This window comes from Halomonas sp. 3D7M (genome assembly GCF_014897885.1).
Taxonomy (GTDB): Bacteria; Pseudomonadota; Gammaproteobacteria; order Pseudomonadales; family Halomonadaceae; genus Vreelandella.
Map to the genome: position 1 here is coordinate 79347 of NZ_JABUZF010000258.1, position 6648 is coordinate 85994.

The 6648-nt window shown below is 57.4% G+C and carries 5 protein-coding genes; 3 read left to right on the plus strand and 2 right to left on the minus strand.

Features of this window, described 5'->3' with window-relative positions:
• Window positions 1-66: 66 nt before the first annotated feature.
• Together INT22_RS16620 and INT22_RS16625 are read right to left on the minus strand one after the other, a co-directional pair.
• Window positions 67-1860 (minus strand): methyl-accepting chemotaxis protein, encoded by a 1794-nt coding sequence (locus INT22_RS16620; RefSeq protein WP_193061109.1) that lies wholly within the window; start codon window positions 1858-1860, stop codon window positions 67-69.
• Window positions 1861-2219: 359 nt separating this feature from the next.
• Window positions 2220-3275, minus strand: a complete 1056-nt coding sequence (locus INT22_RS16625) for a substrate-binding domain-containing protein (RefSeq protein ID WP_193061110.1) — start codon at window positions 3273-3275, stop codon at window positions 2220-2222.
• A 129-nt stretch (window positions 3276-3404) separates the two neighbouring features.
• On the opposite strand from INT22_RS16625, the gene INT22_RS16630 reads away from it, so the two are divergent.
• The 3 genes from INT22_RS16630 to INT22_RS21295 all read left to right on the plus strand — a co-directional run.
• Window positions 3405-3899 carry a formate dehydrogenase subunit gamma gene (locus INT22_RS16630; RefSeq protein WP_193061111.1) on the plus strand — a complete coding sequence of 165 codons (495 nt, stop codon included), beginning with the start codon at window positions 3405-3407 and terminating at the stop codon, window positions 3897-3899.
• Window positions 3896-5452: a formate dehydrogenase beta subunit gene (locus INT22_RS16635; protein WP_193061112.1), complete on the plus strand. Its 1557-nt coding sequence runs from the start codon at window positions 3896-3898 to the stop codon at window positions 5450-5452. Before INT22_RS16630 ends, INT22_RS16635 begins: the two co-directional genes overlap by 4 nt.
• Window positions 5449-6648 (plus strand): 2Fe-2S iron-sulfur cluster-binding protein (locus INT22_RS21295; protein ID WP_226912832.1); only part of this gene is annotated, 1200 nt, incomplete at its 3' end. The genes INT22_RS16635 and INT22_RS21295, both read left to right, overlap by 4 nt.

Sequence of the window (6648 nt, forward strand, 5' to 3'; positions counted from 1 at the left end):
GCGTGTTTGCTACTGCTGGCTGTTTAACAAGGCGTATTTTCAGCCAGCAGGAGCATAGCGTTAGGCTTAAAACTCTTCCCAGTCGTCTTCGCCAGCGTTAACCGGAGCAGGCTTAGAAGAGAGCACGGGGCGCTTGAGCGCCTGTTGCGCACTTGGTGTGCTAGAAGGCAGAGACTGACGCGGTTGGTTTAACGCTGGCCGTGTCGATGAAGCTTGTGGCTCATCGTCGCCAAGCACAAAGGTGTTGATCAGCTCATTAAGGTGCTCGGCATGACGGCGCATGTTGCTAGCAGCTGTAGTGGATTCCTGCACCATGGCAGCGTTTTGCTGGGTCATGGTATCCATTTCCGCGACGGCGGTGTTGATCTGGCCAATACCGCTACTTTGCTCCTTGGCACCCGCCGTAATCTCGCCGATCACATCAGTTACCTTGGAGACACTTTCCACAATGTCATGCATCGTCGCACCCGCCTTACGCACTAGCTCGGCACCGGTGTGGGTGTGCTTAACAGAGCTATCAATCAGCGTACGAATCTCTTTTGACGCATTGCTAGAGCGGCTAGCCAGTGTGCGTACTTCTTGCGCGACGACCGCAAAGCCACGGCCATGCTCACCCGCCCGTGCGGCTTCCACCGAGGCGTTAAGCGCCAGAATGTTGGTTTGGAAAGCGATGGCGTCAATCATGGTGATGATTTCGCTGATACGCGTCGCCGAGTCGTTGATATCGTGCATCGTCCGCTCGACCTGTCCCATGGCTTCTTCACCATGTTGGGCTACTTCAGCAGTGGACTGCACCAGCTGATTGGCCTGCTGGGCATTATCTGCACTGTGATTCACAGTCGAGGTAATTTCTTCCATGGAAGCCGACGTTTCCTGCAGGTTGGCAGCAGCCTGCTCGGTACGGGTGGCCAGTTCCTCGGAACTATGGGAGATTTCTCCCGCCGAATGATAAACACTCATGGTGCTACGGCGCACATCACGCAGGGTTTCCTGCATGCGCTCGACAAAGGCATTGAACTGAACCGCTAGGTTACCCACCTCGTCATTGCTTTCTACCGCTAGGCGGCGAGTAAGGTCGCCACGGCCTTGAGCGATATCGTGCATAGCGCTGGCGGTGCGTTTAATCGGCCCGACGGTGCGACGCACAAAGCCAAATGCGAGCAGCGCCACTGCTAGAAACAAGGCGGCACCCAACAAAATAGCGAACAGGATAGACTGGCGTAGATCCGCGTTAGCGGTCGCCTCAAGTTCTGCAACAACCGCATCAACATCGGTGACGTAAACCCCGGCACCGATCATCCAGCCCCACTTTTCTAGACTCTCTACATACGAGTGCTTCGGCTCAATCTCGCGGGTGCTTGGGTACTCCCATAAGTAACTATGGAAACCGCCACCGTTCTTGGCAACCTGCAGAATATCGCGAATAAGGTAATTTCCGTCTGGGGTTCTTACGTCCATCATGTTGGTACCTTCACGCTCTGGCGCAGGGGCCGTCACGATATTGTTACCATCGAAGTCGTAGATAAAAACGTAGTTATTACCTTCAAAGCGCATGGCGCGCACGATCTCGGCTACCTGCTGTTTGGCTTCCTCATCATTGGCACCTGCTTGCTCATAAATAGGGGAAATAGCGGACGTCGCCATTTGCACAATATCGCGCACTGCATTGCGGCGCTCTTCAATCAGCACCTCACGCTGATTCGCCAGCGTCTCATGGGTGTTTTGAATGCGTCCGTAGGCGTCAAACGCGACTAACCCTGCGGTCACTATGAAAAGCGGCAGTAGGACAAGCATCAGCACCTTAGCCTGTAAGCTAAGGTTCCGTTTTGGCAAGGTCGAAGCAGGAGGAGGAGTAGCCATAAAGTGTTTCTCAGTAGGTCAACGGAAGAATTTTTAATAGTTTTATGTGTTTTTTATCGACCTAACCTGTGTCAACTTTAACCACTTCGCGTACTTTTTGTTTATGAACAGCAAATTAACGCGCAAAATTGCGCTTTCATAACCTACGTTAAGGTTATCTTCGGCCTACCCGTCCACTGTAGGGGTGTGGTGGCCAAGGATGGCCCGTTTTAGCAAGCCGCTAGCCACCTATTTTTGACTGCGCTGCCCCCTATTGGGGCAGCGCAGTTTTTTATGGTGGGCACGATTGCCATCATCAGCCGCTGCCAGCCCCCGCCTCTAAACACTGGGTGATAAACGTCGAACCGCCTTCCCCAACGTCATAAGAAATCAGGAATTTCAATAACACTACCGCATTGATGGGGACTATAGCCCGGCAAACGATGCACCGCTTCTTGAAAGGAATCGCTACGTAACGCCTGCAAGAAGTCATCGAACTTCGGCTCCTTTAAGGAGTGATAGTGACAGGCCAATACGTAGTCCTCAGTGGCTAACGGCACAAAATCAAGCCCAAACCGTTGCGCGGCAGCCGCTACACCAAAGCCGGTATCCGCCATTCCCGCAGCGACATAGGCCGCCACCGCTGAGTGGGTATACTCCTCAATTTCGTAACCATCCACGTTGGTTGCTGAAATGCCGGCTTCGGCCAGCAGGTTGTCTAACAGCTCCCGGGTACCCGACGATGCCTGACGGTTTATAAACCGTACCGGCCTGTTGGCCAGAGCGGCAACGCCATCAATTTCCAGTGGGTTACCCGGCGCCACCATTAACCCCTGTTGACGTGCGATAAATCCCATTAGTCGATGATTGCGGGGCTTGAGCAGACGACGGTATTTGCGTCGCGCCTTCTCACCCACGTTACCCCGGGGTAGGTGGCAGCCCGCCAGATCACAGCTATTGCGGTTAAGCGCGGCTAGCGCTTCCAAAGGGCTGCAGTACTGCAGGTCTAGCTGGAGCTCACCCAGATGTTGTGGCAATAGCTCTATCGCAAAACCATGGCTGGCATGCAGGCGCAGAACGGGTTGAATACCTTCCTGGTGCTGTTGGATAGCAAGATTAAGCTCAGATCCCAGGCTATCAAGCTGTGGGCTTAACCGAGCAGTGGCTCGCTGTTCGGCCCATAGCAACTTTTCCCCCAGCGGCGATAACCGCGCCCCGCGCCCACGCTCAAGTTCAACAAGCGAGACACCAAAAAACTCCCCGCCCTGGCGCAGTAAATTCCACGCGTGACGATAGGAAATCCCTGCTTCCTCGGCGGCAAGAGTCAACTTGCCATGACGATGCACTGCCCCCAGCAGGCGCAAAAGGTTGGTATCGAGCCGATGCCCATCGTCATCGCTAAAGCACCAGGTGGGCGTTACCTTGATTCTTTTCATAGGCACACTATTTCATATTTTTAAGTCGATAACTTGATGCTAGCTTTGTCTTAACCGTGATGCACGCCTTTTTAAATATGAAAAGTAGTGCATATTTAAAACATAATAAGCAGTCGCGAGGCAGGCACCATGAACCATTCTCAGGAGTGGGCACCACAGGCTATTCAGGCCGAAGTCGACGCCCTGAAGCACAAGCCCGGCGCCCTACTGCCGATCCTCCATGCCCTCCAAAATCGTTTCGGGTTTATCCCCGAGGCAGCAGTCCCCATCATCGCTGAAGCGCTAAATCAAACCCGCGCCGAAGTACACGGTGTCATCAGCTTCTATCACCACTTTCGCACCGCGCCGCCAGGCCGCCACGTGGTTCAGATCTGCCGCGCCGAGGCCTGCCAGGCGGTGGGCGCACGCCAGCTCGAAGCCCATGCTAAGACGCGCCTAGGGGTCGATTACCATCAGACGACCGGCGACCGTGAGATCACCCTTGAAGCGGTGTACTGCCTGGGCAACTGCGCCTGCGGCCCGTCCATCCGTGTAGACGACAGCGTGCGCGGGCGGGTAACCCCTGAGGCCTTTGATGCACTGTTGGATGAGCTGCAAACCCGGCCGCTGGAGATAATGGCATGAGCATCCGCATATTCGTTCCTCGCGATACCACCGCACTGTCCCTGGGCGCTGATGCCGTCGCCAACCGATTGGAAAAAGAGCTAGCCGCCCGAGGCCAATCGATTTCCCTGGTGCGTAATGGCTCCCGCGGGCTTGCTTGGCTTGAGCCGCTGGTGGAAGTTGAGACGCCTATTGGGCGGTTCGCCTATGGTCCCGTCACCGTCAACGACGTCGCGGCGCTGCTCGACAGCGGCCTGTTAGAGGGTAACGTCAGCCATCCCCTGGCGCTGGGGCCCACAGAGGAGATTGACTACCTCGCCCGTCAGCAGCGCCTGACCTTCGCGCGTATCGGTATTACTGACCCGCTGTCGATTGAGGATTATCGCGCCCACAGCGGTTTTTGCGGCCTGGAGGCAGCGCTGCAGCGCGAACCGCAGGATATTGTCGAGGAAGTCAAAGCCTCCGGCCTGCGCGGGCGCGGCGGGGCCGCCTTCCCCACCGGTATCAAGTGGCAGACCGTGCTCGACACCCCTGCCGATCAGAAATATATCGTCTGCAATGCCGACGAGGGCGATTCCGGTACCTTCGCCGACCGGCTGGTAATGGAATGCGACCCTTACATGCTGATCGAGGGCATGGCGATTGCCGGGCTCGCGGTGCAAGCGACTCAGGGCTATATCTACCTGCGTTCTGAATATCCGCTTGCTAAGGAGGTGCTTGACGAGGCGATTGCCCGCGCCGAACAAGCTGGCTATCTGGGTGATAACCTGCGGGGCAGCGGTCGCGACTTTCACTTGGAAGTGCGTCTGGGCGCTGGCGCGTATATCTGCGGTGAAGAGACCTCCCTGCTCGAAAGCCTAGAAGGTAAGCGCGGCCTGGTGCGCTTCAAGCCACCACTGCCCGCCATTGAAGGACTATTTGGCCGTCCCACCGTGGTCAACAACGTGCTCTCGCTGGCTGCCGTACCCTTCATTCTTGCCGAAGGCGCCGAGGCCTACGCCACCCACGGCATGGGGCGCTCGCGAGGCACGCTGGCACTGCAACTGGCGGGCAACGTGAAGCACGGCGGGCTGGTAGAGCTGGCGTTCGGTACCACCCTGCGCACCCTGATGGAGACATTCGGCGGCGGCACGCTAAGCGGCAAACCACTACGCGCCGTGCAGGTGGGCGGCCCGCTAGGCGCTTACCTGCCGGAATCTCAGTGGGACTTGCCGCTGGACTACGAAGCCTTTGCTGCTGACAGCGCCGTACTGGGCCACGGTGGCGTAGTGATGTTTGACGAAAGCGTCGACATGGCTGAACAGGCGCGCTTCTCGATGGAGTTCTGCAAGGTGGAGTCCTGCGGTAAGTGTACACCTTGCCGTATTGGCTCAACCCGTGGCGTGGAAGTAATTGACCGTATCCGCGCCAACCAAAACCGCGAGGCCAACCTCGCCCTGCTCCATGACCTCTGCGAAACGATGGTGGATGGCTCGCTCTGTGCCATGGGTGGTATGACGCCCTTTCCAGTGCAAAGCGCCCTCGCGCATTTTCCTGATGATTTTCAGCGGACGGCGAACGGAGATAACTCATGATCAACCATTTCGACCCCCGTCAGCACTCTAGCAACGTCGAGTACAACAAAGACCTCGGTACGCCTTTCCCAGCCTCGGCTGCTGACGCTGCTTTGGTGAGCCTCAATATCGACGGTGTGACCATCAGCGTGCCAGAGGGCACCTCGGTACTCCGCGCCGCGGCACTGGCGGATATTAATATCCCCAAGCTCTGCGCTACTGACAGCCTGGAGCCTTTCGGCTCCTGCCGGTTGTGCGCGGTACAAGTAGAGGGACGACGAGGCATGCCCGCGGCCTGCACCACACCGGTGGCTGAAGGTATGAAGGTGACCACCCAAAACGAACGTCTGGCCAAGCTGCGGCGTAATGTGATGGAGCTATACATCTCGGACCACCCGCTGGACTGCCTGACCTGTCCCGCCAACGGCGACTGCGAACTGCAGGACATGGCCGGTAGTGTGGGGCTGCGCGAAGTGCGCTACGGGTTCGAAGGCGAGAACCATCTTGAAGCCGTCAAAGACGAAACCAACCCCTACTTCAGTTTCGATCCTAGCAAATGCATCGTCTGCTCACGCTGTGTGCGCGCCTGCGAAGAGGTGCAGGGCACCTTTGCCTTGACCATCGATGGCCGCGGATTTGAATCCAAGGTGTCAGCGGGGCAGGCCGACTCGTTCATGGATTCAGACTGTGTTTCCTGCGGTGCCTGCGTTCAGGCCTGCCCAACAGCCACGCTGATGGAAAAGAGCGTCATCGACCACGGTGTTCCCGAGCACAGCGTCGTGACCACTTGTGCTTACTGCGGTGTGGGCTGCTCGTTCGAAGCGCAAATGAAAGGCGACCAGTTGGTACGCATGGTGCCCTACAAGGGCGGCGATGCTAACCATGGCCACTCTTGTGTCAAGGGCCGCTTCGCCTTTGGCTACGCCACCCACCCGGATCGCCTGACCACACCGATGATCCGCGACAGCATCGACCAACCCTGGCGCGAGGCCAGCTGGGAAGAGGCGATCCGCTTTGCCGCTAGCCGCTTGAAAGCGATTCAGGCCGAGCACGGCCGCGAGAGCATCGGCGGTATCACCTCATCGCGCTGTACCAACGAAGAGACCTATTTGGTGCAGAAGCTGATTCGCGCCGCGTTCGGCAACAACAACACCGACACCTGCGCGCGGGTCTGCCACTCGCCCACTGGCTACGGCTTGAAGACCACGCTGGGCGAA

What these genes read in the sequence shown, in the direction of transcription:
- INT22_RS16625 (WP_193061110.1), bottom strand. Translation starts at nt 3,275, where the DNA reads ATGAAAAGAATCAAGGTAACGCCCACCTGGTGCTTTAGCGATGACGAT.
- INT22_RS16635 (WP_193061112.1), top strand. Translation starts at nt 3,896, where the DNA reads ATGAGCATCCGCATATTCGTTCCTCGCGATACCACCGCACTGTCCCTG.
- INT22_RS16630 (WP_193061111.1), top strand. Translation starts at nt 3,405, where the DNA reads ATGAACCATTCTCAGGAGTGGGCACCACAGGCTATTCAGGCCGAAGTC.
- INT22_RS16620 (WP_193061109.1), bottom strand. Translation starts at nt 1,860, where the DNA reads ATGGCTACTCCTCCTCCTGCTTCGACCTTGCCAAAACGGAACCTTAGC.